Annotated in this window: 15 protein-coding genes and 5 pseudogenes; 12 read left to right on the top strand and 8 right to left on the bottom strand. The window is 54.1% G+C overall.

The window, feature by feature from the left end:
* Window positions 1-137 precede the first annotated feature (137 nt).
* The 6 genes from FDY98_RS29665 to FDY98_RS17530 all read left to right on the top strand — a co-directional run bounded on the left by FDY98_RS29665 (window position 138) and on the right by FDY98_RS17530 (window position 6,187).
* The gene (locus FDY98_RS29665; RefSeq protein ID WP_442907989.1) at window positions 138-455 is read left to right on the top strand and encodes a DUF2569 family protein; all 318 of its coding nucleotides are present in this window, start codon (window positions 138-140) and stop codon (window positions 453-455) included.
* Between the two features lie 225 nt (window positions 456-680).
* Window positions 681-2,093 (top strand): SEL1-like repeat protein, encoded by a 1,413-nt coding sequence (locus FDY98_RS17550; protein ID WP_051430511.1) that lies wholly within the window; start codon window positions 681-683, stop codon window positions 2,091-2,093.
* An 82-nt stretch (window positions 2,094-2,175) separates the two neighbouring features.
* Window positions 2,176-2,574, top strand: coding sequence for a hypothetical protein (locus tag FDY98_RS17545; RefSeq protein WP_155706019.1), 399 nt, complete (start codon window positions 2,176-2,178; stop codon window positions 2,572-2,574).
* A 29-nt stretch (window positions 2,575-2,603) separates the two neighbouring features.
* The gene (locus FDY98_RS17540) at window positions 2,604-2,918 is read left to right on the top strand and encodes a hypothetical protein (protein ID WP_155706018.1); all 315 of its coding nucleotides are present in this window, start codon (window positions 2,604-2,606) and stop codon (window positions 2,916-2,918) included.
* Window positions 2,919-3,104: 186 nt separating this feature from the next.
* On the top strand, window positions 3,105-4,316 hold the full coding sequence (locus tag FDY98_RS17535) for a YeeE/YedE family protein (protein WP_027956895.1): 1,212 nt from the start codon (window positions 3,105-3,107) through the stop codon (window positions 4,314-4,316).
* 191 nt (window positions 4,317-4,507) lie between these two features.
* The gene (locus FDY98_RS17530) at window positions 4,508-6,187 is read left to right on the top strand and encodes an NAD-dependent malic enzyme (RefSeq protein WP_022522010.1); all 1,680 of its coding nucleotides are present in this window, start codon (window positions 4,508-4,510) and stop codon (window positions 6,185-6,187) included.
* A gap of 64 nt (window positions 6,188-6,251) precedes the next feature.
* Here the strand turns inward: FDY98_RS17530 and acnA are convergent.
* Window positions 6,252-8,983, bottom strand: a pseudogene (gene acnA, locus FDY98_RS17525) (aconitate hydratase AcnA).
* A 272-nt stretch (window positions 8,984-9,255) separates the two neighbouring features.
* Here acnA and trxB point away from each other — a divergent pair.
* Window positions 9,256-10,204, top strand: a pseudogene (gene trxB / locus FDY98_RS17520) (thioredoxin-disulfide reductase).
* A 43-nt stretch (window positions 10,205-10,247) separates the two neighbouring features.
* On the opposite strand, the gene FDY98_RS28500 reads toward trxB, so the two are convergent.
* A complete protein-coding gene (locus tag FDY98_RS28500; RefSeq protein WP_340147027.1) occupies window positions 10,248-10,499 on the bottom strand; it encodes a hypothetical protein in 252 nt (83 codons plus the stop codon).
* The gene (locus tag FDY98_RS28495) at window positions 10,486-10,782 is read right to left on the bottom strand and encodes a pilus assembly FimT family protein (RefSeq protein WP_340147026.1); all 297 of its coding nucleotides are present in this window, start codon (window positions 10,780-10,782) and stop codon (window positions 10,486-10,488) included. Before FDY98_RS28495 ends, FDY98_RS28500 begins: the two co-directional genes overlap by 14 nt.
* 134 nt (window positions 10,783-10,916) lie before the next feature.
* Between FDY98_RS28495 and thiO the strand changes: the two genes are divergently transcribed.
* Window positions 10,917-12,032, top strand: a complete 1,116-nt coding sequence (gene thiO / locus FDY98_RS17510) for a glycine oxidase ThiO (protein ID WP_027956892.1) — start codon at window positions 10,917-10,919, stop codon at window positions 12,030-12,032.
* On the opposite strand, the gene FDY98_RS17505 is transcribed toward thiO, so the two are convergent.
* Window positions 12,029-12,301: a PP0621 family protein gene (locus FDY98_RS17505; RefSeq protein WP_022522015.1), complete on the bottom strand. Its 273-nt coding sequence runs from the start codon at window positions 12,299-12,301 to the stop codon at window positions 12,029-12,031. The genes thiO and FDY98_RS17505 overlap by 4 nt on opposite strands.
* Before the next feature lie 143 nt (window positions 12,302-12,444).
* Here FDY98_RS17505 and FDY98_RS17500 point away from each other — a divergent pair.
* Window positions 12,445-14,075 (top strand): annotated as a pseudogene (locus tag FDY98_RS17500) (NAD+ synthase).
* 27 nt (window positions 14,076-14,102) lie between these two features.
* On the opposite strand, the gene FDY98_RS17495 reads toward FDY98_RS17500, so the two are convergent.
* From FDY98_RS17495 to FDY98_RS17485, 3 genes are all read right to left on the bottom strand, one after another.
* Window positions 14,103-16,259, bottom strand: a complete 2,157-nt coding sequence (locus tag FDY98_RS17495; protein WP_035538118.1) for a putative bifunctional diguanylate cyclase/phosphodiesterase — start codon at window positions 16,257-16,259, stop codon at window positions 14,103-14,105.
* A gap of 89 nt (window positions 16,260-16,348) precedes the next feature.
* On the bottom strand, window positions 16,349-18,058 hold the full coding sequence (locus tag FDY98_RS17490) for a methyl-accepting chemotaxis protein (protein ID WP_027956889.1): 1,710 nt from the start codon (window positions 18,056-18,058) through the stop codon (window positions 16,349-16,351).
* A gap of 236 nt (window positions 18,059-18,294) precedes the next feature.
* A complete protein-coding gene (locus FDY98_RS17485; protein ID WP_022522020.1) occupies window positions 18,295-19,110 on the bottom strand; it encodes an outer membrane protein assembly factor BamD in 816 nt (271 codons plus the stop codon).
* A gap of 198 nt (window positions 19,111-19,308) precedes the next feature.
* On the opposite strand from FDY98_RS17485, the gene rluD reads away from it, so the two are divergent.
* From rluD to clpB, 3 genes and pseudogenes are all read left to right on the top strand, one after another.
* Window positions 19,309-20,268 (top strand): 23S rRNA pseudouridine(1911/1915/1917) synthase RluD, encoded by a 960-nt coding sequence (gene rluD / locus FDY98_RS17480; protein ID WP_009287556.1) that lies wholly within the window; start codon window positions 19,309-19,311, stop codon window positions 20,266-20,268.
* Window positions 20,265-21,020, top strand: coding sequence for a peptidoglycan editing factor PgeF (gene pgeF / locus FDY98_RS17475; RefSeq protein WP_009287557.1), 756 nt, complete (start codon window positions 20,265-20,267; stop codon window positions 21,018-21,020). Before rluD ends, pgeF begins: the two co-directional genes overlap by 4 nt.
* 166 nt (window positions 21,021-21,186) lie before the next feature.
* Window positions 21,187-23,765: pseudogene (clpB, locus tag FDY98_RS17470) on the top strand (ATP-dependent chaperone ClpB).
* A gap of 87 nt (window positions 23,766-23,852) precedes the next feature.
* Here clpB and FDY98_RS17465 read toward each other — a convergent pair.
* Window positions 23,853-25,231 (bottom strand): annotated as a pseudogene (locus FDY98_RS17465) (sugar porter family MFS transporter).
* Between the last annotated feature and the right edge of the window lie 581 nt (window positions 25,232-25,812).

Here is a 25,812-nt window from a genome sequence, read left to right as displayed (position 1 = left end):
GTAGGTGGTTGGTTGATGTTTTATATATGGGTTGTATGCATCATTCTTCCATTTATCTTTGTGGTCAAAATTCTAGAGTTTTTAAGAGAACAGGATGTTGTTGAAAATGCTGATTGGTTTAATTATTTTTAGAAACTGTGCCTTACACTTCTTTTTTTGTGTTTTGCCATTTATGCATGGTAGTTGTTTTATATGCGAGTAATAAGAAAGTTACGCGTTACATCGTCGTGTTGCTAATATGGCTTTCCGGCCCTTTGTTGAACGCTAGCCTTCTTGCCTTCTGTGTTGTGACTATGCCACCTGAAGCTGGGGAGTATTTCCTTGCGATGAGAATCCCACCTTCCATTTTTAATCTGGTATGGTCAGTTATCTGGACTCTTTATTTTTTACGCTCTAAGAGAGTGGCTAACACCTATTGGCGAGATGAAAAGGCTATAAAGAATTCGGCAGCTTAAGCGGCGTCGTAGTACGGGTAAAACGATCATGCTGAACTAAGCCTCGGAGTTTGCTGACCACGAGGCTGTTACAAAGGCGGTTAGCGCCTCTGTTTATTTCTTGATCCTTGTTACTCAGGCCCTTGTGGGAGTCATGAGATCAAGAAAATGAGTGGTTTGTATAGAAATCCAACAAATAGTCTGAGAAGATAAGTAGAATTAAGATCAGTGCAGGGATTGCATGCCATGCCTCACCTTATTGCTATATCACTTCTGAGTCTCACCCTTTTCTTATGCTCCTCACCCGCATTAGCCCAGCCGATGAATGAAGCGCTTAGCGCTTATACTGACGATCAAGTTAATGCAGGTTTTGATCAGCTTGTCGCACGCGCTAAGCAAGGTGATTCGGAGTCACAGTATCAGCTTGGTGCTATGTATCGTCACGGCGATGGCGTATCCAAAAATACTAACAAAGCCATCACGTGGCTTAGACTCGCGACAAAACAGGGGCATCCTGACGCCCAATTTATGCTGGCAGGGATGTATTACTTAGGCATTGGGCTCCCTCAAAGCTCTAGTGACGCGGCCGAGCTATATTTTCTCGCCGCTGAACAGGGTGTTCCCGATGCACAGTATAACTTAGGTGTTATGTATCGCGATGGCGAAGGCGTAGTACAGGATTTTAGTAAAGCCATCGAGTGGTTTCAGTTAGCCGCCGACCAAGAAGTGGTTGATGCCTATAATAACTTAGCCTGGCTTTACTATCGGGGCGAAGGCGTTACTCAAAGCATGAGTGACGCCTTAAGGCTATTTAATCTTGCGGCTGAGAACGGCCATATGGGCGCTCAAAACCAACTGGGGTATATGTATGCCAATGGCGAGGGCGTTACCCAGAATGAGGATACCGCGACTGAGTGGTATCGCCGGGCCGCAGAACAAGGGGATGCCGATGCGCAGTTTAGAGTGGGCTACCGGTACGATACCGGCCTGGGCGTTGCTCAAAATAGCCGCAAGGCGTTGGGTTGGTATCGCCAGGCTGCTGAGCAAGGCCATATTTCTGCCCAGTTCAACACGGGCATCATGTACCGAGACGGAGAAGGCGTTGAGCAAGACGCGCGAGCAGCGGCAGACTGGTTTCGGCTGGCCGCCGAGCAGGGCGATGCTGATGCACAGTTTGAATTAGGCTATATGTATGATTTTGGTGCAGGTATTCCCCCAAACCCAGAAAAAGCGATGATGTGGTACCGTCGCGCCGCAGAGCAGGGTGACGTCATGGCTCAATTCAACCTGGGGGCTATGTACCGTTACAACCCAGGCGTTGAACGAGACGATCATGAAGCGGCGCACTGGTACCGTCTTGCCGCCGAACAGGGAGATACTGATGCTCAAACCATGCTAGGCGCTATGTACCAGTTTGGTGAAGGCGTGCCTATTAACCGCGTACTCGCCCTGCAGTGGTATCAACAAGCGGCCATTCAGGGCAATGCTATGGCCCAATACAATTTAGGCAGTATGTACCTTCGCGGCGAAAGCATTCCCGAGAGCCGGAGCGACGCCATTCGCTGGTTTGATCTTGCCGCCCGCCAAGGGGAACCGAATGCCCAGTTTACGCTTACTCTCATTTACGTCGAATCACTAGGGCTTTTAGCAGGTGGCTAGCTCGTAATTAGTTCACTTATTATCTGCAATCAAGAAGACAATTAGGCTACGACTAAGCTCTGTCTTACACCAAGGACAAAATATGCGACTACTTATTGCCATCTTGCTGTTTCTTACTTGTGCGGTCTTTACACTCGCGACTCCTAATGGTTATGTTAGCTACGAGGGATTGATTGTAGATATTATCTTAACGGCTATTTTAATCCCATCATTGATGGCGCTTCCTTTCTGCCTACCCAAATCTGGTAGAAACGTTAGGCGTTTCCTCAAAGCATATAATATCGCCGTGCTTGTTGTTATTTTATTTCAAGTTAAAGACCTTCCTGTTGGTAAAGAAAAAGCCATCGCTTCCACAGAGGATGCCAATAACTCTGAAGTGATCAGTAGCGACGCAACAAAAAAATTACCAATGGCGAGTTCGCTATATCCGTTCCACTTACCTGGGCCATTTATGCGCCCAGCGGGAAAGACTATATTTTAAGAACAAAGAGTGAAACAGGTGAGTTAGAAATGTTCATTGGTTTCGATCAGAATGATGCCTCTCTTACCTTAGAAGAGTACGGTTTATTGCTTGAAAGCAGTTTCCAATATCATGTGCCGGGCGATATTTTTGTATCGACCTCGGCCAATTGCGGAGTAAAAGACATCGAGTGTCTTTATCAAGTCGTAAACATTGTAGATGGCGATCAAGAAACATCTACCCTCGTTGCTTCTTTAGCCGCTCCTAATGGGCACTATAGAATAATGATAAACACCTTTACTGCGTCGTGGGAGGAACAGAGCGCCACAATATTCAAAGTACTGCATTCTTTTAGGTTGCTATAGCAGGGTGATTCTTGCGCTAGACTGGTGCGTTGCTCCATCATCCATATATTCCCCAAAGATATAACTACCTTTAAATAAAGAATTTCCCGCGCTCTACAGCTATCGTTAGGCTTATAACTATTGTCCATGTCTACCAAAAGCGCCTGTTTGTTAACAGGCGCTTTTGGTGCTGCAAAAGGTGAATGTATGTCTACAACGACGGTTGCTGCGCCGCAGAGCTATCGCGTGCCGCTGATAGCCACAGCGGCGATTGTGCTGGGTGCGTTGCTTATTGGGGTTGTCTTTGACGCCAACATTGGCCTGTTGATGATTGTCGGCGGGCTATTTGGCATGGTGCTGTATCACGCTGCCTTTGGTTTTACCTCAGCGTGGCGGGTATTTATTACTGAGCGGCGCGGGCGTGGCCTGCGTGCCCAGATGGTGATGCTGGCGATTGCTGTGGTGCTGTTTTTCCCTGCCTTGGGGGCGGGTTCCCTGTTTGGCAACGAGGTGTCGGGCTTTGTGGCGCCCATTGGTATTTCTGTGTTGGTAGGGGCGTTCCTGTTCGGTGTGGGCATGCAGTTAGGCGGCGGCTGTGCCTCTGGCACGCTGTTTACCGCAGGCGGTGGTAACGCGCGCATGCTGATCACTCTGGTGTTCTTTATTGTCGGCTCGGTGATTGGCTCGGCGCATTTTGCCTGGTGGCAGAGCTTACCGGCCTTTCAACCGGTATCGCTGGTTAACGTCGCCGGGGTCAGTGGGGGGATCGCTATTAGCCTGGTGCTGTTTGCGGCTATTGCGGCGTTTACCTGGGTGATGGAGAAGCGTCGTCACGGTCAGTTAGAGCAGGCGCCCATGGTCGATAAGCATGGGTATGCGCGTTGGTTAACTGGGCCTTGGCCGTTAGTGGCGGGCGCGGTGGCGTTGGCGTTGCTCAACTTTGCCACCTTGGCACTGGCAGGCCGCCCTTGGGGAATTACCTCTGCGTTTGCGCTGTGGGGTGCTAAAGGCTTTGAACTGGTGGGCGGCGATGTCAGCCAGTGGGGCTATTGGCAGTCCCCTGGTAACGCAGCGGCCCTTGAAGCCAGCGTATGGAGCGACATCACTACGGTAATGAATGTCGGCATTATGCTGGGCGCGCTGGCTGCCGCCAGCTTGGCGGGTCGCTTTGCACCTAACTTCAGAATCCCGCTGAAATCTATCTTGGCCGCGGTCATCGGCGGCATCTTGCTAGGTTATGGCGCGCGCTTAGCGTTTGGTTGCAATATTGGCGCTTACTTCAGCGGTATTGCCTCTGGCAGCCTTCACGGTTGGGTGTGGTTGGTAGCGGCGTTTGCGGGCAACATGTTTGGCGTTAAGCTGCGGCCATTCTTCTTCGCTGGCGTGGAGGGGCGCAAACCCACCGCTAAAACTTGCTAGGGCATCGTTAGATCACTAGTTAATCGCGCCATCACGCCTCGGTTTAGGCTTCCTAAACCGAGGCGTTTTTTTATCAACATGGTCGCTCTCTTCCACCTTTGTCGCAGGAGCATGTTACATTACGCTCAAACGCCGCAAACGCCCGATGTTGCTGCATTGCAGCAGTGATTGACATAAAAAAGAGAGTGCTTATGACTACCGAGAGTAGACGCCCCCTATACCTTCCTTACGCCGGTCCTTCTTTGCTCGAAATGCCGCTATTGAACAAAGGCAGCGCGTTTACTCAGCAGGAGCGCTTGGCGTTTAACCTGATTGGTTTGCTGCCGCAGAAGGTAGAAACCATTGAGGATCAGCTAGAGCGGGTCTACCGCCAGTACCAACAATGCCATAGCGACCTCGAAAAGCACATCCACCTGCGCGCCATTCAAGACGACAACGAAACACTCTATTTCCGTATGGTTTCCCAGCATCTTGAAGAGATGCTGCCGATTATTTACACCCCTACGGTGGGGCAGGCGTGTCAGGAATTTTCCAACATTTACCGTAACCACCGCGGCCTGTTTATTAGCTATCCTGACCGCGAACATATGGATGATATTCTGCGTAGCGCCACCAAAGATAACGTCAAAGTGATCGTAGTGACGGATGGTGAGCGCATTCTAGGCCTCGGCGACCAGGGCATCGGGGGCATGGGTATCCCGATTGGTAAACTGGCGTTGTATACCGCCTGTGGCGGTATTAGCCCCGCCTACACGCTGCCGATCATGATTGATGTGGGCACTAACAACAAAGCACTGCTGGATGATCCCATGTACATGGGCTGGCGCCACGAGCGGGTAGGGCAGGAAGAGTACGATGCTTTCATGGCGGAATTTATCGCTGCTGTGAAGCGCCGCTGGCCTAACGTACTGCTGCAGTTTGAAGACTTTGCCCAGGCCAATGCGGTGCCGCTGCTAGAGCGCTACCGCAACGAGCTTTGCTGCTTCAACGACGATGTGCAGGGGACTGCTTCTGTGGTAGTGGGTACGCTAATGGCGGCTTGTCAGGCCCGGGAAGAGACCATTGCCCAGCAGCGTGTGGTGTTTGTGGGCGGCGGTTCGGCGGGGTGTGGAATCGCCGAGCAAGTGGTCGTAGCGATGGAAGCGGAGGGCTTGACCGAAAGCGAGGCCCGGTCGCGCATTTACATTGTCGATCGCGAAGGCTTGATGACCAGCGATCAAGAGTGGCAGCGCGACTTCCAGCGCCGTTTAGCCCACGACCCTTCGCTAGTCGCCGAGTGGAATGGCCAGGGTCTGGAAGAGACGATCGCTCAGATCAAACCAACAGTGTTGATCGGTGTCTGCGGCCAGCGCGGTATCTTCACCGAGCAGGTGGTGCGCACCATGCACGCGGGCTGTGAGCACCCAGTCATCATGCCGCTGTCTAACCCTACTTCCCAGGCAGAGGCCGTGCCAGAGGATGTTATTCGCTGGACCGATGGCCAAGCTTTGGTCGCCACGGGTAGCCCCTTTGCGCCGGTAGTTTATAACGGCCGCACTTACCCGATTGCCCAATGCAACAACGCCTATATCTTCCCAGGTATCGGTTTAGGGGTGATTGCTGCCAGTGCCAATCGCGTCACCGACGAGATGCTGATGAGTGCCTCGCGTGCGCTGGCCCGTGAAGCGCCGCTGGTTAAAGAGGGCAAGGGTGCTTTGCTGCCGCCGCTATCGCGTATTCGCGATATCAGCAAGTCGATTGCTTTTGAAGTGGCTGCCCAGGCACAGCAGAATGGCGTGGCACTGAAAACCAGTGGTACGACGCTACGGGAACTGATTGAAAAGGCGTCCTGGTCGCCAGATTATCGCACCTATCGCCGTCGCGCTTTTTAATCACTCGGCTAAAAAAAGCCCCCACCGAGGTGGGGGCATGCAAGCATTGGTAGGTTTTACCCTTTTAGGCTGCGCCGATCATCTTGCGCAACACGTAGTGAAGGATACCACCGTGACGGTAGTAAGCCAGCTCGTTTACCGTATCAATTCGGCACTTGGCATCAACGCTACGTTCCCCGTCGGCATTTTTGATCACGATTTTGACCGTGCCACCTGGCGTCAGGTCGCTTAATCCGGCAATCGAAATCTCTTCATCGCCGGTTAACCCCAACGTTTTACGGCTTTCGCCTTCGGCAAACTGCAGCGGTACAACGCCCATGCCGATCAGGTTAGAGCGGTGGATGCGCTCGAAGGATTCGGCAATCACCGCGCGAACGCCCAGCAAACGGGTGCCTTTGGCCGCCCAATCCCGTGAGGAGCCGGTGCCGTACTCTTTACCGGCGATCACGACGAGCGGTTTGCCTTCCTCTTTGTACTTCATGGCCGCATCGTAAATGGCCATCTGCTCGCCGCTGGGTACGTGGCGTGTTTCACCGCCGACCACACCGTCGAGCATCTCGTTTTTGATCCGCACGTTGGCGAAGGTGCCGCGCATCATGACTTCATGGTTACCCCGGCGTGAGCCGTAGGAGTTGAAGTCGACCGGCCTGACGCCGTGTTCTTGCAGATAGCGCCCGGCGGGGCTGTCAGGCTTGATGGCACCGGCAGGGGAGATATGGTCGGTGGTCACCGAATCACCCAGCATGGCAAGCACGCGGGCACTGTGCACATCTTCGATGGCATCCGGCTCGCGGCCCATGCCTTCAAAGAAGGGCGGGTGCTGAATGTAGGTGGATTCAGGCCACTGATAGACCTTGCTTTCTGACACGTCGATGGCTTTCCAGACATCGTCACCCTCAAACACTGCGCCGTATTCTTTACGGAACATGGCGGTGTTGACCTGCTCGACGGCGCTGGCAATCTCGGCCTGACTGGGCCAGATATCTTTGAGGTAGACCGGGTCGCCGTTGCTATCTTTGCCCAACGGCGCCTGGGTAAGGTCAAGCTGGACATTACCCGCCAGGGCGTAAGCCACCACCAGGGGCGGCGAGGCCAGCCAGTTGGTTTTGACCAACGGGTGTACACGGCCCTCAAAGTTACGGTTACCGGAGAGCACCGAGGCCACGGCAAGATCGCCGCTGTTGATCGCTTTTTCGATCTCATCAGGCAGCGGGCCGGAGTTACCGATACAGGTGGTGCAGCCGTAGCCGACGAGGTTGAAGCCCAGTGCATCCAAGTCATCGTTTAATTCAGCGGCTTCCAGATAATCGGTGACCACTTTGGAACCTGGTGCTAAGGAGGTTTTCACCAGGGCTTCGTGGTTAACCCCTTTTCACGCGCTTTACGTGCCAGCAGCCCAGCGGCCATCATCACGCTGGGGTTGGAGGTGTTGGTGCACGAGGTAATCGCCGCAATCACCACCGCCCCGGGGTCAAGGCTGAAATCATGGTCATCAAGCGTAACGGCCTGGCTGGTGTCATGCTCGAAGCTGCGCCTCACCCCCACGGCGGTTTGGCCGCCTTCAGAAGAGAGTTCCCCCTTTGCGTTGGCATCCGCGTTGACGTCTTCCTGCATGAACTTGTCAAAGGCCGCCGCCATGTCTTTCAGCGCCACGCGATCCTGAGGACGTTTGGGGCCGGCCAGGCTGGCCTCTACCTCGGTCATGTCCAGTGCTAGGGCGTCGGTGAAGATCGGCTCGTCATTAGGTTCACGCCACAGCCCTTGGGCCTTGCTATAGGCTTCCACCAGGGCGACTTGCTCATCTTCACGCCCCGTCAGGCGCATATAGTTCAGGGTTTCTTCATCCACTGGGAAGAAACCACAGGTAGCACCATACTCGGGGGCCATATTGGCGATCGTGGCACGATCCGCCAGCGGCAGGTCTTTCAAACCATCGCCGTAGAACTCGACAAATTTACCCACCACGCCTTTTTTACGCAGCATCTCGGTAACGGTGAGTACCAGGTCAGTGGCGGTAATACCTTCGCGTAGCTTGCCGGTTAATTTAAAGCCAATCACTTCGGGGATCAGCATCGACACCGGCTGACCGAGCATGGCCGCTTCGGCTTCAATACCGCCCACGCCCCAGCCAAGCACGCCCAGGCCGTTGATCATGGTGGTGTGAGAGTCAGTGCCCACGAGGGTGTCGGGGTAGGCAAAGGTCTTGCCGTCTTCGTCCTTCGTCCATACCGTTCTGCCTAGGTACTCCAGGTTGACCTGGTGACAAATACCGGTACCGGGGGGAACGACGCTAAAGTTATCAAACGCCTGCTGGCCCCAGCGCAGAAACTCATAGCGCTCGCGGTTGCGCTGCATTTCGATATCGACGTTCTCTTGAAATGCAGCCGGGTTGCCGAACTTATCGACCATTACCGAGTGGTCGATAACGAGATCGACGGGGGAAAGCGGGTTGATCTTCGCCGGGTCTTCGCCCAGCTTTTCTACTGCGGCGCGCATGGAGGCTAAATCCACCACACCGGGCACGCCGGTAAAGTCCTGCATGAGTACCCGCGCCGGGCGGTAGCCGATTTCGCGGCTGGATTTGCCCTCGGCCTGCCAGTCGACCAGGGCCTGCATATCTTCCTGATCTACGCTTTCGTCGTCGGCGAAGCGCAGCTGGTTTTCGAGTAGAATCTTGAGCGTCTTGGGTAGCCGGTCAATGCTGCCCAGGGTCTCGGCCGCGTGGGGCAGGCTGTAGTAGTGATAGGTTTTACTACCAACCTCTAGGGTGTTTAGCGTATCGGGTATCTTGCTCATATCTCTCTCCTCTGGTTGCTGAGCGCAGCGCTCAGCATGACGGTCACGATCTTTCTTTAGTATAGATTTCCCCCCAGTATGGCGTTGATTTAGTAATAACACATGGGTCTTTGCACAGAGGCTTTCAAGGTTTCTTCGCCTAATAGCGTAGATGAAACCTTGCAATAGCTTGTACTTGGCACCATTTCAGGCAGACTCTGTGGCTAATTTTTTCAAAGCTATTAACACAGCTAGCGACAAAGCTATCAGTCAGATATTTACAAGGTGGTGTCATGGAAACTCGTCATGAGCGTTTGATTATTCTTGGATCCGGTCCCGCAGGCTATACGGCTGCCGTCTATGCTGCTCGGGCCAACCTGAAGCCGCTGCTAATTACCGGTATTCAGGCGGGTGGCCAACTGACCACCACAACCGATGTGGATAACTGGCCCGGCGACGCTCAAGGCGTACAGGGGCCGGAGTTGATGGAGCGCATGAAGCAGCACGCCGAACGTTTCAATACAGAGGTGCTGTTTGATCACATCAATGAGGTTAGCTTAAGCGAAAAACCGTTTACCTTAAAAGGCGATAGCGGTATTTATACTTGCGATGCGTTGATCGTGGCCACCGGCGCGAGTGCCCGTTACCTGGGTCTGCCCACTGAGCAGCAGTTTATGGGCCAAGGGGTGTCGGCCTGCGCTACCTGCGACGGGTTTTTCTACCGCAATCAGGAAGTCATTGTGGTTGGCGGCGGCAATACCGCCGTGGAAGAGGCGCTCTATCTCTAACATCGCTTCCAAAGTGACCCTGGTACACCGCCGTGACACACTGCGGGCGGAAAAAATCCTCCAAGATAAGCTTTTCGAGAAAGCTGAGGCGGGCAAAATCGTTCTTGAGTGGTTCCAGGAAGTCGAAGAAGTGCTCGGCGATAACTCCGGTGTTACAGGTGTTCGGGTTAAATCCACTAAAGATGGTTCAAGCAAAGAGATCCATGCGCCTGGACTGTTTATTGCCATTGGCCATAGCCCCAACACAGGGATCTTTGCAGGTCAGCTGGACATGAACGGCGGTTATATCAAAGTGCACTCAGGCCTTGAAGGGAATGCAACCGCGACCAGCGTACCGGGCGTATTTGCCTGCGGCGACGTGATGGATCACATTTATCGTCAAGCAATCACTTCAGCTGGCAGCGGCTGCATGGCAGCGCTGGATGCCGAGCGCTATTTAGACGGTATTGCTTAAAACCATTGTCACAACGCCGTGAATGAGTTGAAGCGCCTAATGATTAACAGTCGATAGGCGCTTCATCAATCCTTAGCCGCCCTAATTGGCTAAGTACCAGCTTTTTACCCTTAGAGCCCACGGCGCCGCTGGTTGAGCAAATAGCAAAACTGCCGTTATAACCGCTGGTATAGCCCAGCGGGCTGTAACGGATGCGCGACCAGCCCCGGTTGTAGGTCACTTGTGTGCCTTGTTGCGCGGGCACAATGCGCAAAATGTCTTCTTCAGTGATGCTATCGGTTTTATTGCCCCACAATCATAAGCTCTCCACCCCAGTCATTAGCGCAAGCCTCACGGTTCTGCGAGGCTGGGCAAAGCGTCAGCTGGCGGCGTTGGCTAATCGCTGTATTACGCGCGAACGAAAACGCACTCTGGAATCGATTGACCTCGCTAGTCTGTGCGGTACGCTCCCCCAATGCTTGAAAATTGGGTAGCCCCCAGGCGGCGATGATTCCAACCAACAGCAGGGTGATCAGTAGCTCGAGCAGTGTAAACCCGTTTTCAGGTGTGGTGTGCGTCTTGATATGGAAACTGCTCATCGCCTCTCCTCACTTGACCTTGTTATCGCCCGCGCTATGCTCACTCTCCTTTACCAGTAGCGAACATATCGTCGTTAATAGGTCATCCTAGGCGGCGCTACGCTTTTTTTATGTAAGCCAAAACGGACAATTTTGTGAGCGATTTCTTAATTATTGGCGGCGGCGTGATCGGTATGATGACAGCGCTGCAGTTAGCCGATGCCGGTCACCAGGTCACACTGGTTGATCGTGGTGAGTGCGGTAAAGAGGCATCCTGGGCGGGCGGTGGTATCGTTTCGCCGCTCTATCCCTGGCGCTACGACTCTGCGGTATCGCAACTTTCCCGCTGGTCGGAAGGCGTTTACCCCTCTTTAGCCCTGCGCTTATTGGAAGAGACCGGTATTGACCCCGAATATCGTCAAAAAGGGCTGCTCTACCTAAATGTGGACGATGCCGACCAAGCGCTGCAATGGGCACGCCAGCTGGGGAAACCGCTAGAGCGGGTAGGGGCAGACTTTGTTCACGCTAAAGAACCTGGTGTGGCAATGGCTGACGATAGCGCGCTATGGATGCCGACGCTGGGCAGTGTGCGCAATCCGCGTTTAGCCAAGGCGTTGAAGGCGCGGTTAGCGGCGATGCCCCAGGTAACGCTGAAAGAGCAGTGCGAGGTCAGTGGTTTTATTCAACAGGGTGGCAAAGTAGAGGGCATCGTTGAAGGCGTGGTGACGTCTCAGGGGCCGATAACGGCTGAACGCATTATTGTTTGCGGCGGCGCTTGGGCTGCGCAGCTCTTGTCGCAGTTGAATGTGCAGTTGCCGGTAAGACCCGTTAAAGGTCAGATGATCGCTTACCAAACACCCAAAGGGTTGTTGCAGCGCGTGGTGTTAAAAGATGGACGCTATATTATTCCGCGTGCAGATGGCTTGCTATTGGTCGGTTCTACGCTGGAAGAGGTGGGTTTTGACAAGCGCACCGATGAGGCGGCATTGGCGTCGCTAAAACAGAGTGCTGAAGCTATTCTGCCCGCTTTGGCAACGTACCCGGTAGCGCACCAGTGGGCCGGCCTGCGGCCTGGATCCCCAACGGGCATTCCCTTTATCGGCGCGCTGCCTGAATGGAGTAACGTCTTCGTCAATGCCGGGCACTATCGCAACGGCTTGGTGCTGGCGCCTGCTTCGACCCATTTACTGGTGGATCAACTGCTGGGGCGCGAGCCACTAATTGACCCCGCGCCTTACCAACTTACGCCAGAGCGGCTAATACAGGCTTAAGGTGTGCCGTCTTTATCCTGCTGCTCCTGCAGGTAGCGGTCGCGATGGGCGCTGGAGCAGAACCACTGCTCCTGGTCACGCAGTGCTTCGTCTTCAGGAACGTGGACCTCACACCAGCGGCAGCGCACCATTTTGCCACCCTCGTGGCGGTTGACTTTTTTATGCTGCGCTTCATGCTCAAGCTTACGTTGCCGGTATATGCCGTATAGCTTTAAACCGGCATAGAATATAACGGCGAAGATAATCAGCCGAATGATCAAGAGGTTCATCCTTTTGTGTCTCCCAAAGTGGGAATCTAGGCACAAGGCGTTAGGATAGACCCGCAGCCTTTGCCAGTTGGCGGCCCTTGCGGGACAATACGACTATGTTGGTGTAACCCTATTTTAAAGATTCTCAAGAGATTTTGACGCCCATGCAAGACTTAACGCTGGTAATGGCCCAACTCGATCCTCTGGTCGGGGATATTCCCGGCAATGCCGCACGCGCGATTGAAGCAGTGCGCGAAGCGCGGATTGAGCATGGGGCGGATATTGTTGTCTTTCCAGAGCTTTTTTTGTCAGGCTACCCACCGGAAGACCTGCTGCGCCCTCAATGGAAACCCGCCTGCGTGAAGCTCGCGCGCTAATGGCATCGAAGGTCGCCAGTGATGTGTTGGTGATCATTGGCTATCCCGGCGTGCGGGAAGGTCGCTGTTACAACTTGGCGGGCCTACTTTACAACGGCCAGTGGGAAGCTGAGTACGCCAAGCAGGCGCTGCCTAACTACCAAGTGTTCGATGAGCAGCGCTATTTCACGCCCGGCACTGAAACGCTGGTGTATGAGCATAAAGGCGCCAAACTGGGCATCGTGATCTGCGAAGACCTATGGGATGGCGTGCCGGTTAAGGCCGCCGCGCAAGCGGGCGCTGAGGTGCTGGTTTCCTTGCACGCCTCTCCTTATCACCAGGACAAGCCCGCGGAACGGTTGCGCCTGTTGGAGAAACACGCCCAGGATACGCAGCTTCCAATTGTGTATGTGAACACCATCGGTGGCCAAGATGAACTGGTCTTTGATGGCGGCTCTTGCTGTGTTAACGCCAGCGGTGAGCTGCAGGTGCTGGCACCGTATTGGCAGGCGGGCCTGATGCCAGTTCAGTTTTTGCAAACCAGCGCGACGGTCTGGGAACCCCAAGCCGGAGAGGTTGACCCCGAGGTAGAACCGGAAGAGAGCCTTTACTGTGCGTTAGTTACCGGGGTGCGCGATTACGTCAACAAGAGCGGTTTTGAGGGCGTGGTGTTGGGGCTTTCCGGCGGTATCGACTCAGCGCTTTCGCTGGCGATTGCGGTTGACGCACTGGGCCCTCAACGGGTGCAGGCGGTGATGATGCCGTACCACTACACCGCGGATATCTCCAAGCAGGATGCTGCAGAACAGGCCAAAATGCTCGGCGTCCACTATGAGATCATGCCGATCGAGCCCATGGTAGAAGCCTTTATGGGCACGCTGGCAGAGAGCTTCGCGGGAACTGAGCGAGATACCACCGAAGAGAACCTACAGTCCCGCTGTCGCGGCGTACTGCTGATGGCGATCTCCAATAAAAAAGGCTTGATGGTACTGACGACTGGTAACAAGAGCGAAATGGCGGTGGGCTACGCCACGCTGTATGGCGATATGGTGGGCGGTTTTAATGCCATCAAAGACGTGTATAAAACCTGGGTGTATCGCTTGGCTCGCTGGCGCAATACGCAATCACCTGCGATCCCCGAGCGGGTCATTGAGCGCCCACCCAGTGCGGAGCTGGCGCCGGATCAGCAGGATAGCGACTCTTTACCCGATTACGACGTGCTCGACGCTATCCTATTAAGCTATATCGAAGGCGACATGAGCGCTGAAGCGATCATCGCTGGTGGCTTTGACGCTGAAGACGTCTATAAAGTGGTGAAGCTGGTTGACCGCTGCGAGTATAAGCGCCGCCAGGCGCCCATTGGTGTCCGGGTGACGCCTCGGGGCTTTGGTCGCGACCGCCGCTATCCGATCGTCAATGGTTGGCAGCCCGGTGAGTAAGCCTTTATGACGGGGACTACCTCCGTATTAGGCGAGCATTGGTGGTGCAGCCAAACTGCGCTGTATCATCTCTGCAGCGGATACCGGCTTGCAAAAATAATATCCTTGGAAGGCATGACACTGGTGTTCGTTTAGGTGGCGCCAGTGTTCTTGGTTTTCGACACCTTCGGCGATAACCTGCAACCCGAGCGAACGCCCCATGGCAATAATGGTTTGTACGATGGCCTTATCGTCCGTGTCTTTATGCAGGTTGCGCACAAACGATTGATCGATTTTGATTTGATCTAAAGGGAGCCGTTTGAGGTACTGCAGCGACGAGTAGCCAGTGCCGAAATCGTCCAAGGAAAAGCTAACTCCCAGCGCTTTCAGCCGGTGCATGCGGGCAATGATGTCATCTATTTCGCCAATCATAGTACTTTCTGTCAGCTCCAGCTTTAGCCGGTGGGCCGGAGCACCGCTTTTGGTTAGCACGCCGCAAACGGTGTCCACGAAGTCGGGCTGTTGAAACTGTTTGGCGCTGACGTTGACTGCTAATGTTAGATGCTGCGTGTTTTCGTCATTTGCCCAGATGACTAACTGTTCACAGGCTGTTTCGAGTACCCAGTTGCCAATCGGCATGATTAGACCCGTTTCCTCAGCTAGGGGGATAAAAGTACCCGGCGAGACAAACCCATGACGCGGGTGTTGCCAGCGGATCAATGCTTCTGCGCCAATCGCCCGCCCAAGGCTGTCTACCTGCATTTGATAGACGAGTATAAATTCATCTCGCTCAATAGCCAGCCGCATATCATGCTCTAACTCAATGCGGGCTTCTAAATCGGCTTGTACCTTTGGGTCGTAAAAACGAATGTTATTGGGGCCTGATTTTTGGGCTAAGTGAACGGCAGCGTTGGTATATTGAAACAAGTTGTCGACCGTGTGCTGTGGCCCGTTAAACAGTGCAATACCCATGCTCAAACTAAGAAAATGTTCTTGCCCTTCTAGCTGGAAAGGCTGATTGAGTTTGTGCTGTATCTGTTCGGCCAATGCCTCGGCTTTTTCGGCCGCTTTTAGGTGTTCTCCAGCCAGGCCGTCTAATATGACCATGAACTCATCGCCGCCAAGGCGGCCAATGGTGGCGCCTTCGACTTGTAGGTCGGTAAGGCGCTGGGCAATAAGCTTGAGGAGGTTATCGCCCACGCGATGGCCGCTGCTATCGTTGATGCGCTTGAAGTTATCCATCCCCAGATACACTAGCGCGCCAAATGTGCTGGCCTGTTGGTTGGTATCCAACGAATGCTGTAGATGCTCTTTCATCAAGCGCCAGTTAGGTAGTTTAGTTAGCGTATCGTAATAGGCGAGCCGGTGAATCTTTTGCTCGGCTTCACGGCGCTGCTGCTCGGAATCCTTGAGCGCGATCAATGCGGTGGCAATCCGCTTCAAGGGGCCGCTATGCTGCTGTCTCATCTGCTCAATAGCGTGGAAGTCCGGCAACGGCTGTCGGCGCTTAGAAAGCGATAAAATAGCGTCTCCCACTACCATCAACCGTTTATTGATGCGCCAGGAAGCAAAAAATGCTGCGCTGATAAGCACACCCATCATGGCAATGCCCAGCCAGATGGTGGTGCTATGAGAGCGTGTAAGTGCATCAAATGAAAGGTCATGACGCTCCTTGGCACGCAGGGTTAAGGCTTCGAATATTTGCTGGGAGAATAGCGTAAAGGTGTTGAAGTGGTTTTGCGCTTCTTTGAGGAAGAGGGCGGGGTCGCCCAGTTCTCGTGCTGCTGACTCATTGGCCATACTGACAAAACGCTGATATTGCCGGAACGCACTTTGAAGGGCGCCGGTACTGTCCTGGCTTAAGTCGATAAGCAGGGGGGAGGTCGCCAGGGTGTCCACGCTTTGGCCGATCTGGTTAAGCTCTTGCGCAATCTGACTGTAGGCCGTATAGCGTTGCGAAGTACTTAGCTTTGTTACTTCAGTGTCGATCAATAAAGCAGTGATACGTTGGTGTAAGTCGCTAAGCTGGCGATCAAAGGTCGCCATTTGAACCAAAGTGTCTAAATCATTGGTCTGTAAAAGGTTGCTTTGCTGCGACTGTTCTTCCAGCACCTTCATGGCGATTGTCAGCATCAGCAGGGCAGGTAGTACCACCATTAAAATAGGTAACAAAAAAACCATTAAAAGGCTTTGGGTGGATTTCATTACAACCTCGGGCAAGGCAATAAAGAACGGCTCCTAACCCTTAGGAGCCATTTCTCTCTACACTATAAACGGCCAAAATCGTTATTAGTTTAGAAGTTTTCCCACTTAGGTTCGCTTGGCTGAGGTTTCGCAGCCGCGAGTGTAGGTTTGTTAGTGCCTGGAATGCGTGCTGGTGCAGGTGCCAATGCAGTGTGCTGCGGCTGTGCATTTTGAAGGGTCTTCGGCAGCTTGAAGACTTCCATGGCATGCAGTAGAGAGTGAGCATTCTGACGTAGGTTATTGGCGGAGGTGGCGCTCTCTTGTACGAGTGCGGCGTTCTGCTGAGTGACTTGATCCATCTCGGTCACCGCCCGGCCCACTTCTTGTACACCGGTACTCTGCTCAGCACTGGCGTAACTAATCTCCTTCATGATACTGGTTACCCGCTCGATAGCCGCGACAATCTCTTCAGTCGATTTACTGGCTTCTTCAGCGCGCTCATTGCCGTGGTTTACCCGCTCAAGGTTGCTGGAAATCAGAGCGTTAATTTCGCGTGCCGCATCGGCACTGCGCTGGGCGAGCCTGCGTACCTCTTCCGCGACTACTGCGAACCCCCGGCCGTGCTCGCCTGCACGGGCGGCTTCGACCGAGGCGTTAAGCGCCAGAATGTTGGTTTGGAAAGCAATTGCATCGATAGTGGAGATGATACCGGCAATTTCCTGTGAGCTTTTGTTGAGATCATTCATGGTAGCAACGACCTGACTAACCGCTTCACCACCTTGCTTGGCTGTACTGGACGCGCTGGTAGCCTGTTGGCTGGCCTGCTCGGAATTATCAGCATTCAGTTTTACCGTGCTGTTGAGTTGCTCCATTGCCGAGGCCGTTTCCGCTAGTGCACTTGCCTGCTGCTCGGTGCGTGAAGAGAGGTCGTTATTGCCTTCAGCAATTTGCTCGCTGTTGCTGGCCACCGCCTCCGCTGAGGCGCGCACCTGGGTCACAATGGTTTGTAGCTGATGCGCCATCGCGACCTGTGACGCCATGATGCTGCGGGTGTCGCCCTTCTTAAGCTGCCCATGACTGGTTAGCTCGCCGCGGCCAATCGCTTCCGCAAACGCTTTGACTTCGTGGGGCTCTGCGCCCAGTTCACGCAGTAGCTGGCGGGATAAAAACACTGCAATCAAGCCGCCAACCAGTAAAGCGAACAGTGTTAGCCCCAGCATCTGCATCTGGAAGCCGGAGGCGGTATCGCGGGCTGTTGCCGTGGTGGTGTCGTTCAGTGCTTGCTGAAGCTCGATAAACTGATTAATGCGATTAAGCCACTCGGCGTAAGCAGGCCCCGCTTCTTCGAGTAACAGTGTCTGTGCATCGGCAAATTGATCCTTTTGGCGAAACTCCATGACTTGCTGGGTGAGTGACAGGGTTGTGGCGGCTTGGGCGTCAATGCTGTCTAGAATGTTTCGCTCTTCTTGACCGCTGGGGTACTCGCTAGACACTTGATGTTCGCCTTCGGATGCCGTCACGTAGTCACTGCTTAGGCGCTCCATTTCACTGCGTAAAGCATCTAACCGAGTATCGTCTTGGGTGAGTACCACATCGCGCAGGGCAATGGCTCTATCATGCACGCTGCCGCGCATATCTACTGCAAACCCAAGCTTGGTACCGTTAACATCATTAATGGTCGTTAAGTCGCGATCAATTTGATTGACTTGGTAAATACCTACGGCTGTTAGCAAAACCAACAGCCCGAGTAAGGCAGAAAAACCGAGCGTTAAACGCGTGCTTATTTTGGTGTTGCTGGAACCGGCGTTAAGAAGTGGCATTGATTGCTCCCTTAGGCGCCGTTAAGACGCTTTATCATGTAAGACGAGCTAATTATACCCCGTTGTACAATATTTGTATAGAAAATAGTGTTATCTGTATAATATCACCATCCTGTTTGTATTTTCCCCTTTAAAGTTATTCGCTTACTGTTCTTTTTGAATAAAAAAACCACGCCGAGGCGTGGTTTGGTAGGTAAGTGTTGTACAGCTTTTAGCGATTGAAAGCTCGCAATGGTTTAATCATTTTGACCTAAATGCTTGGGAACAAAGCGGCTGCCCTGCAATTGCTCATGATCAGGCGCGTTCTCGCGCAGTACTGCGAGGACTTCATTGGCGCGGTCATCCATGTCTAGGCCTTGATAGCCTTCCACCATGGTGGCTAGGGCATCCCGGGTAGCGTTCGACTCTGGGTAGTTTTCGATTACCCAGCGGCCGCGTTCAACCGCTGCTAGATAAGCGCCGCGGCGCAGGTAGTAATCGGCAACGTGCAGTTCATGGCGGGCCATCAACTCACGTAAGTAGACGATACGCTGCTGGGCATCAGCAGCGTATTCACTCTGCGGATAACGCTGAATCAGCTCGCGGAAGTCATTGTAGGCATCACGGGAAGCGCCCAAATCACGCTTGGAAATATCAATCAGGCGTAGGCGCTCCAGGCTGAAGCGGCCTGCTTGCCAGGCGGAAAGACCACGCAGGTAGTACGCGTAATCCACCTGGGGATGGTCAGGATGAAGGCGAATAAAGCGGCTAGCCGCTGCCCGGGCTTCTTCCCAATCGCTGTTTTCATAGTAGGCATAGATCAGCTCGAGCTGTGCTTGCTCAGCATGGACACCAAACGGGTAGCGGGTATCGAGTGCTTCTAAACGCTCTATCGCAATCGGGTAGCGGTTGCTGTCGAGGGCTGTGCGGGCCAGCTCATAGAGCTCACGCTCCTGAACCCCAGCAAATTCATCGTCCTCTTCTTCACTTGTATCGTTACTCGCACAGCCCGCTAGAAGGGCAAGGCTTAGGGCTAGAGCACCAAAGCGGTTGGCAGCTGAAATAACGCGCATCATCATCCTCGTTGCAAACAAGCCTCGATCACCAAAAAGCGACGATGGCCATAAGTAGAAATGGTAGAATAGGTCGCAGTCCGCCCACTATAAAACACCTCGGCTCAAAACGCAGGCTTAGCGACGTTTCGTCGGGTGTCGTCACAGCTTATTTTTCCATGTCGGGGCTGGGGTTTTTGCGTCTAAAAGAGGTTTTTCATGTCTCGAACAGTTGAAGACACGCAGCGCGTGCCCGCTACGTTGGCCGGTGCGCGATTAGACCAAGCGGCGGCTGAGTTGTTCAGCGATTACTCCCGCGAACGCTTAAAAGCGTGGATTAACGCTGGTGAGTTGACGGTGGACGGCGCGCAAGCCAAGCCGAAAGCCAAGCTGCATGGCCATGAAGTGTTGGCGCTTCAGGCCACCATCGAAGACGATACGCGCTTTGAAGCCCAGGACATTGCGCTGGATATCGTTTACGAAGACGACACGGTGATGGTCATCAACAAAGCTGCCGGTATGGTGGTGCATCCTGCCGCAGGCAACCCGGATGGCACACTATTGAATGCACTACTGCATCACCAGCCGTCGCTTGCCGAAGTGCCCCGGGCTGGCATTGTTCACCGTTTGGATAAAGATACGACCGGTTTGATGATGGTAGCGAAAACGCTGCCCGCCCAAACGGCTCTGGTTGAACAGTTGCAGGCGCGCAGTGTGTCGCGTCAGTACGATGCTGTGGTGATTGGTAAGCCGGTGTCGGGTAGTACCATTGACGCACCCATTGGTCGTCACCCTAAAGACCGTAAACGCCAGGCCGTGACGGCTTCGGGTAAACCTGCCATTACCCATTTTCGCGTGGTTGAGCGCTTCCGTGCTCACACTCATGTGCGCTGTAAGTTGGAAACGGGACGTACCCACCAAATTCGCGTGCACATGGCCCATGCTCGCTATCCGTTAATTGGTGACCCCATGTATGGTGGTCGTGCCAAATTACCACCGGGGGCTGCTGAGCCGCTGAAAGAGATCCTGCGTGAGTTCCCTCGTCAGGCCCTTCACGCGCGTAAGTTGATTTTCAAACATCCGGTAAGCGGCGAAACATTAACGTTTCAGGCAGACCTCCCTGATGATTTGTTAATGTTGTTGGATTACCTGCGCGAAGATAATGAGACTATGCGATGAGCGATGCCATTAATTTACGGCCAACGCTTTTAGTGCCCGACTGGCCAGCGCCGACCAACGTGCGTGCCTTTGTGACGACCCGTGAGTCGGGGCCTAGCCAGGGTGATTTTGCCGCTTTCAATACCGCCTCCCATGTCGGCGATAATGCTGACCATGTGGCGTTGTGTCGTCGTTTGCTGCAAAAGGAAATTGGCGATGAGCGGCCTCTGTTGTGGCTGAACCAGACCCACGGCGCCCGTGTGCAGCAGTGTTATCAGCCCGAGGCTGCCGACGCGGATGCAGCCCTTGCGACCTCCAATGAGTACGCCTGCGTCGTACTGACGGCAGACTGCCTGCCGGTGATGTTCTGCAATCGAGCGGGTACCCAGGTGGCGGTTGCTCATGCCGGTTGGCGCGGTTTGGCGGGCGGTGTGCTGGAAGCAACCATTGCCGCGATGAACACTGACCCAGACGATATTCTGGTGTGGTTAGGGCCTGCTATCTCCAACGCTCAATTTGAGGTTGGCCCTGAGGTTTACGGCGCCTTTGTTGCCGTTCACCCGGATACCGCTGACGCCTTTGACCATAGCCCTTACCGGTTGGGGCATTATATGGCCGACTTATACCGGCTGGCGCGCTTTCGGTTAGAGGCACTGGGCGTCAATCACATAAGCGGCGGCCACTTCTGTACTGCCTGCGAGTCGCGCTTCTACTCCTTCCGTCGTGATGGTGGCAAAACCGGGCGAATGGCAAGCGTGATCTGGATCAATTAATGTGAATTAAAGCTTCCATAAGTCAGCGGTTTACACTGCCACCTCTTGAAAAGCATGGAACTGACGCCATTTAACTTGTCAAGCTAATAGTGATTTAGCACGTCTAATGACACGTTATCGGGTCACGCGGTGCGTCCAAACGCACGGCTACCCCAGGAGGAATTCCATGCGTTTTGATAAATTTACCGCCAAGCTTCAAAGTGCGATTGCCGAAGCGCAGTCGCTGGCCGTTGGCCGCGGTCATAATCAGCTAGACCCAGCGCACTTGCTGCTGGCCCTGCTTGACACCAAAGACACCGGTATTAAAGCCCTGATTGAAAAAGCCGAGGGCAATCCTTCGCGTCTGCGCGATGGTTGGTGCAGCAGTTGGATAACCTACCCAAGGGGGCAGTTCGACGGCGAAGTGCAGCCATCGCGGGACTTCATCAAGCTTTTTAACTTAACCGATCGCGAAGCGCAGAAGCGCGGTGATCAGTTTATCGCCAGTGAACTCGTTCTATTGGCAGCGCTGGAAATGAATTCAGCGATTACCAAGCTGCTTAAAGACGGGGGATTAACCGTAAATCTCTTGAAGCCGCCATTAATAGCCTGCGTGGCGGTGCTACCGTCGACGATGCCAACGCCGAAGATCAGCGCGAAGCGCTCAATAAATACACCATGGATCTTACCCAGCGCGCGCTGGATGGCAAGCTCGACCCGGTGATCGGCCGCGACGACGAAATTCGCCGTACCATTCAAGTGCTGCAGCGGCGTACCAAGAACAACCCGGTGTTAATCGGTGAGCCGGGGGTGGGTAAAACCGCCATTGTCGAGGGGTTGGCCCAGCGCATCGTTAACGGCGAAGTGCCGGAAGGCTTAAAAGAGAAGCGCGTGCTCTCGCTGGATATGGGCTCGCTATTGGCGGGTGCCAAATTCCGTGGCGAGTTTGAAGAGCGCTTGAAAGCGGTACTTAAGGAGCTTTCCCAGGAAGAAGGCCGGGTGATCCTGTTTATTGACGAGCTGCACACCATGGTCGGCGCAGGCAAAGCCGAAGGTGCGATGGACGCGGGCAATATGCTCAAGCCCGCCTTGGCCCGCGGCGAGCTGCACTGCGTGGGTGCGACCACCCTTGATGAGTACCGCAAGTACATTGAGAAAGACGCCGCCTTGGAGCGCCGCTTCCAGAAAGTGCTGGTTGATGAGCCTTCTGAAGAGGACACCGTGGCGATCCTGCGCGGCTTGAAAGAGCGCTACGAAGTGCACCACGGCGTGGATATTACCGACTCGGCGATTATTGCCGCAGCCAAGCTCTCGACCCGCTATATCACTGATCGTCAGTTGCCCGATAAGGCCATTGACCTGATCGACGAAGCCGCCTCGCGGATTCGTATGGAGCTGGACTCCAAGCCAGAGGCGATGGATCGCCTTGATCGCCGTCTGATCCAGCTCAAAATGGAGCGTGAGGCGCTTAAGAAAGAGACCGACGAGGCCACCAAAAAACGCCTGGAGGCACTCAATACCCAGATTCACGAGCTAGAGCGCGAATACGCGGATCTTGATGAAATCTGGAAAGCTGAGAAAGCCAGTATTCAAGGGGCTGCTCAGTTTAAAGCTGAGCTTGAGCAGGCACGCATTGACCTTGAACAGGCCCGTCGTCAGGGCGACTTGGGTCGGATGTCGGAAATTCAGTATGGCAAGATTCCAGAGCTGGAGAAGAAAATTGCCGAAAGCGGGGAAGGTGAAGCGGATACCTCAAGCCATCAGCTGCTGCGCTCTAATGTCACCGAAGAGGAGATCGCCGAGGTGGTTTCCCGCTGGACGGGCATTCCGGTCTCCAAAATGCTGGAAGGCGAGCGCGATAAGCTCCTGCGTATGGAAGAGGCGTTGCACCAGCGGGTGATTGGCCAGGATGAGGCCGTTGAGGCGGTGGCCAATGCGGTACGCCGCTCCAGGGCCGGGCTTTCTGACCCTAATCGCCCCAACGGTTCGTTTCTGTTCCTCGGCCCCACCGGGGTGGGTAAAACCGAACTGTGTAAGTCGCTGGCGAACTTCCTGTTCGATACCGAAGAGGCGATGGTGCGTATCGATATGTCGGAGTTTATGGAGAAGCACTCCGTGGCCCGCTTGATCGGTGCGCCTCCTGGCTACGTCGGCTACGAAGAGGGTGGTTACCTAACCGAAGCCGTACGCCGCAAGCCTTATTCGGTGCTGCTGCTGGATGAGGTGGAGAAAGCCCACCCGGATGTCTTCAATATCCTGCTGCAGGTATTGGAAGACGGCCGCTTAACCGATGGCCAGGGCCGCACGGTGGATTTCCGCAACACAGTGATCGTGATGACCTCCAACATGGGCTCGGACATTATCCAGCGGATGGGGGGGGATGATAGCGATTATGAGGTAATGAAAAATATGGTCATGGAGGTGGTGGGCAACCACTTCCGGCCTGAACTCATCAACCGCATCGATGAAGTGGTGGTGTTCCACGCCCTGGGCCAAGAGCAGATTCAGGCCATTGCCGGTATTCAGCTTGAGCGTTTGAAAGTGCGCCTTGCCGAACACGACCTGAAACTTGAGGTCAGCCCAGAGGCCATGGCGCAACTGGCGGTGGTGGGCTTCGACCCCGTGTACGGGGCGCGGCCACTCAAGCGGGCGATTCAGAGCCGTATCGAGAACCCGCTGGCGCAAGATCTGCTGGGTGGCAAATTTGCCCCTGGTGATACCATCCATATCAACGCAGAAGAGGGTAAGTTGGTGTTTAGCTCATAATTGAGCCGTCACTTCGGCTAATTGAGTAGGTAAAAAGCCTCGCTTTGCTGGCGAGGCTTTTTTTTGGCTTCTCTTAGGGAGAGGTTATCAGACGTTAACTCGGGCGCCTGATAGATGAACCCTGCGTAGTTTGACGTCGTTACCTACCAAGTGTTTTTGCAGTTCTTCAAGAGAAACATTGCGTGTTTCCGGCATCAGGATCAGCACGAATACTAATTGCAGCAACATCATGATGGCGAAGAAGGCGAACACCGGGCCACCACTAAAAGTGCCCAGTACCCAAGGCATGACCAGGGTAATCAAAGCTGCGAAGACCCAGTGGATTGAGCTGCCAAAGGATTGACCGCGAGCACGCACATGGTTGGGGAACACCTCTGCAATGAAGACCCAGATCACCGCCCCCTGACTGATAGCATGGGCAGCAATAAACAGGGCCAGTAGCAGCGGCACCTCGATACCGCCCAGGGAATCGGTAAAGAAGGCACGTGAGATCAGAATTAATGACAACAGGTACCCTGCGGAACCGATGAACAGGAGTGTGCGCCGTCCGAACCGGTCGATCAGCGACATCCCGATCATGGTGAAGACCAGATTGACTAAACCAATGCCCGCGGTGGACAGCAGTGCCGCTTGGCTGCCGAGCTGAGCGGCCTCAAGCACGCGTGGCGCGTAGTAGATGATGAAGTTGATGCCCGATAACTGATTGAAGAAGGCGATCAGAAAGGCAAGTAGGATCGGCAGCCGATAGCGGCGAGAGAAGAAGCGTGCATTAGCGGAGCGCTCCTCGTTCTCGGCGGCTCGCATGGTGGCAATTTCCGCATCAACATCCACGTCTGGGTCGATCATCCGCAGCACGCGACTTGCTTCTTTGACGTCATTGCGCTTGAGGATGAGCCAGCGTGGGCTACGCGGAACACGGGTAATCATCAGAGTATAAATCAGAGCCGGAATGGCCTCGATGCCCAGCATCCAGCGCCAGGCGATATCCCCGTCTATCATACTGCCGATGACATAGTTGGAAACGAACGCCATGAGGATACCGAAGACGATATTGAACTGGTACATGGCCACCAGTACACCCGATGTCGAGGTGGGGCAATCTCGGAAATATAAATCGGGGCGGCGACCGAAGAGACGCCCACACCAATGCCACCGATGAGGCGGAAGAGGGCGAAGACCCAGGGGTCGGTGGCCACGGCGGATCCTATCGCCGATACCAAGTACAGAACACCAATCAACAGCAGAGTCATGCGCCGACCGAGGTGGTCGGTAGGCCAGTTACCGAAGATGGCGCCAAGTACAGTGCCCCATAAAGCCATCGACATGATCAACAGACCATGCTGCAGGTCACTGAGGCCCCAGAGTGTTTGAATGGGCTTGTCGGCCCCAGAAATTACTGCCGTATCAAAGCCGAACAGGAAGCCGGCTAGTGCCACGGTAATGGACCATTGCACAATGCGTGACATGAGCTTTTCCTCGCGCTACTTGTTGCTGTAGTAGGTCAGTTGGCTGACCCTTCGTTGTTTGATGAATCGATTCACCTAATGAGCGCTAACCATCTCCAAGTAGGCTGAATTTAGAAAGCCTATGAGAAGCAAGGAAATGCTGGCGATGTTTCCTCGGAAGTGCACTTCCAGACAGTGCTGTAAATGTCAGAAGTAAAATTTAGATGAATCGTGTCACCTAAAATATTACATCAGTCACACAGGCGATATGCGAATTTCTCGGCTTAGACATTGGTCTCGTGCGTCGAGAATCGTATTTGGATTACCGCAACTCTGAGCCGAAAAGGGGCTCATGGGCGCATTCAGCGAGCAATGGCGGTTGACAGGGTGGGGCTGCTAATGGAATCTTGTCAGTTCCTGATTTGCGGGCGCGGATCCAACGGGCAACCCCTAATTCCCGCGCGAAGGGTAGGCGAGAGCCTCTACCCGCCGAAGGACTTCCGGGCTTGGGCTAACCGCCCAACCTGGCCAACGCCCCGACACGGCGAACTGCCGTGTAAGGGAGTGGGTGATTTATGTCGACATAAGGCACCCGTTCCCGA

The sequence above is a fragment of the Halomonas sp. PA16-9 genome, assembly GCF_009728585.1.
Taxonomy (GTDB): Bacteria; Pseudomonadota; Gammaproteobacteria; order Pseudomonadales; family Halomonadaceae; genus Vreelandella; species Vreelandella titanicae.
Note: the sequence above shows the minus strand (reverse complement) of the source record. Positions and strands in the feature narration are given on the sequence as shown.

What these genes read in the sequence shown, in the direction of transcription:
- FDY98_RS17550 (WP_051430511.1), top strand. Translation starts at nt 681, where the DNA reads ATGCCTCACCTTATTGCTATATCACTTCTGAGTCTCACCCTTTTCTTA.
- FDY98_RS17545 (WP_155706019.1), top strand. Translation starts at nt 2,176, where the DNA reads ATGCGACTACTTATTGCCATCTTGCTGTTTCTTACTTGTGCGGTCTTT.
- FDY98_RS17540 (WP_155706018.1), top strand. Translation starts at nt 2,604, where the DNA reads ATGTTCATTGGTTTCGATCAGAATGATGCCTCTCTTACCTTAGAAGAG.
- FDY98_RS17535 (WP_027956895.1), top strand. Translation starts at nt 3,105, where the DNA reads ATGTCTACAACGACGGTTGCTGCGCCGCAGAGCTATCGCGTGCCGCTG.
- FDY98_RS17530 (WP_022522010.1), top strand. Translation starts at nt 4,508, where the DNA reads ATGACTACCGAGAGTAGACGCCCCCTATACCTTCCTTACGCCGGTCCT.
- FDY98_RS28495 (WP_340147026.1), bottom strand. Translation starts at nt 10,782, where the DNA reads ATGAGCAGTTTCCATATCAAGACGCACACCACACCTGAAAACGGGTTT.
- FDY98_RS17505 (WP_022522015.1), bottom strand. Translation starts at nt 12,301, where the DNA reads ATGAACCTCTTGATCATTCGGCTGATTATCTTCGCCGTTATATTCTAT.
- FDY98_RS17495 (WP_035538118.1), bottom strand. Translation starts at nt 16,259, where the DNA reads ATGAAATCCACCCAAAGCCTTTTAATGGTTTTTTTGTTACCTATTTTA.
- FDY98_RS17490 (WP_027956889.1), bottom strand. Translation starts at nt 18,058, where the DNA reads ATGCCACTTCTTAACGCCGGTTCCAGCAACACCAAAATAAGCACGCGT.
- FDY98_RS17485 (WP_022522020.1), bottom strand. Translation starts at nt 19,110, where the DNA reads ATGCGCGTTATTTCAGCTGCCAACCGCTTTGGTGCTCTAGCCCTAAGC.
- rluD (WP_009287556.1), top strand. Translation starts at nt 19,309, where the DNA reads ATGTCTCGAACAGTTGAAGACACGCAGCGCGTGCCCGCTACGTTGGCC.
- pgeF (WP_009287557.1), top strand. Translation starts at nt 20,265, where the DNA reads ATGAGCGATGCCATTAATTTACGGCCAACGCTTTTAGTGCCCGACTGG.